Source organism: Amphibacillus indicireducens, assembly GCF_039539605.1.
GTDB lineage: Bacteria > Bacillota > Bacilli > Bacillales > Amphibacillaceae > Amphibacillus > Amphibacillus indicireducens.
The window spans coordinates 1-1,905 of sequence record NZ_BAABDL010000030.1 but is presented as its reverse complement, the minus strand read 5'-3'; the positions used below and the strand labels follow the sequence as shown (position 1 = coordinate 1,905).

At 39.9% G+C, this 1,905-nt stretch carries 2 protein-coding genes; both read left to right on the top strand.

Annotation, left to right across the window (positions count from 1 at the left end; translation table 11 throughout):
* Positions 1–164 precede the first annotated feature (164 nt).
* The gene (locus ABD814_RS03020; RefSeq protein WP_344910208.1) at positions 165–995 is read left to right on the top strand and encodes a DUF368 domain-containing protein; all 831 of its coding nucleotides are present in this window, start codon (positions 165–167) and stop codon (positions 993–995) included.
* Between the two features lie 24 nt (positions 996–1,019).
* Complete coding sequence (locus ABD814_RS03015) at positions 1,020–1,865, top strand: C45 family autoproteolytic acyltransferase/hydrolase (protein WP_344910206.1); 846 nt, start codon at positions 1,020–1,022, stop codon at positions 1,863–1,865.
* Positions 1,866–1,905: the final 40 nt, after the last annotated feature.

Genomic DNA, 1,905 nt, shown 5'->3' with positions numbered 1-1,905 from the left:
CCGTATACGAGAACCGTATGTACGGTGGTGTGAGAGGGACGGAGGTTAGTCACCTCCCCCTATCTCAATTAATTATTGCTGGTAATTTTGGTAGTTATAGAATGAGTCGTGTTATAATAGGATAGTTAAAAAAGAGCGTAATGTATAAAGGAGACAAATTTTTTATGAAACGAACGAGTTTAATCGATTGGTGGTTACGATTTATTAAAGGAATGTTTATCGGATCAGGCTTTATCTTACCAGGTGTGAGCGGTGGGGCTTTAGCGGCAGTGTTCGGTATTTATGAGCGGATTATTTTATTTTTAGCAAATCTAACGAAAAACTTTAAAGAAAATGTTAAATTTTTCATCCCAGTTGGCTTAGGTGGCTTGGCTGGTATTTTTCTGTTATCGTTTGCAGTTAGTTTCTTACTTGGGGAACATGAGACCGTTATTCTCTGGTTTTTTGTTGGTTGTATTATCGGAACGGTTCCGGCTCTCTGGAGTGAAGCTGGCAAGCATGGACGTAATCTAAAGGATATTGTCAATATGGTGATTACTTTTGTGGTCTTTTTCTTGTTTTTATCATATGGTGAGCAGTTATTAACGACAGTGATTGTGCAAAATACTTGGACATGGTTACTTGCAGGTGGTTTAATTGGTTTAGGGATGATTGTCCCCGGTTTAAGTCCATCGAATTTCTTACTCTACTTTGGGATGTATAAAGCGATGGCTGACGGAATTAAGGACCTTGATCTAAGTGTAATTATTCCGATCGGGATTGGTGTTGTTTTATGTGTTTTATTATTGTCTAAATTAGTAGAATTCATTTTGAAAAGAGCATATGCTGCCATGTTTCACTTTATTTTGGGGGTTATCTTTGCCTCAACGGTGATGATTGTCCCAGTTAACTATGATGGATTCAATTGGATCGGTATCCTTTCTTGTGTTATTTTACTTATGCTTGGCATTTTATTGGGCTGGTGGATGAGTGATTTAGAGAAGCGTTATAAATAATCTTTTTAACAAAGGAGCAATTCATTGATAAAAGTATTTACAGTTCTGATCCAATTTCGTGGCTCGCACTATCAGTTAGGCTTTGAGCAAGGGCAAGACCTGAAAGATTCTGTTTTATTAAAAAATCGCCGCACTCAATGGCAGAAACGGCGTAAGCGACAGTTTTTTACGGATGTGAGCGAAGCGGTCGAACTGCTGAATCAGTTTGGACCGGGTTTGGTTGCTGAGCTTCAGGGGCTAGCAGATGGTTTAGCGTGGACATTTGAACAAGCGGTTAAAGAGTTTAGTGGTTATTATTTAGAGGAAGAGCGGAGTGGCTGTTCGATTATGACAGGGACAGATTTTCTTGTTCGTAATTATGACAGCCACCCGAGTAGTTATGAAGGACGTCTAGTTGTTTATCAGCCGAGTGATGGAGGTTATGCCTCAATCGGGCCATCGATGCAAATAACCGGTCGGATGGATGGGATCAATGAAAAAGGTTTTGCGATGGGTTATAACTTCACTAATCGAATTGGTTCGGGTGACGGGTTTGTCTGTAATATGATCGGACGAATTTTGCTTGAAAATTGTGCGACTGTTGATGAAGGGATTGAATTATTAAAGGCGATTCCCCACCGCAGTTCTTTTTCTTATATTTTGTTTGATCGAACGGGTGAGTCAGTTGTTGTTGAGGCGAGTCCAAGAAAGGTTGTCGTTAGACCGGCGAATATGTGCACGAATCATTTTGAGCTTTTGAAAGAGGAGAATCGGTATCAAAGTGATGAATCGATTGAGCGCTTGAATCGAATTAAAGCGCAGTGGCGTCCGAGCTTATCGACACGCCAAGCCTATCAGTTCCTGACTTTCGTAGTTCCAAATGACAAATAGTATTGAAAGTGTTGATTTTATCAAACAAATCAGCACTTTT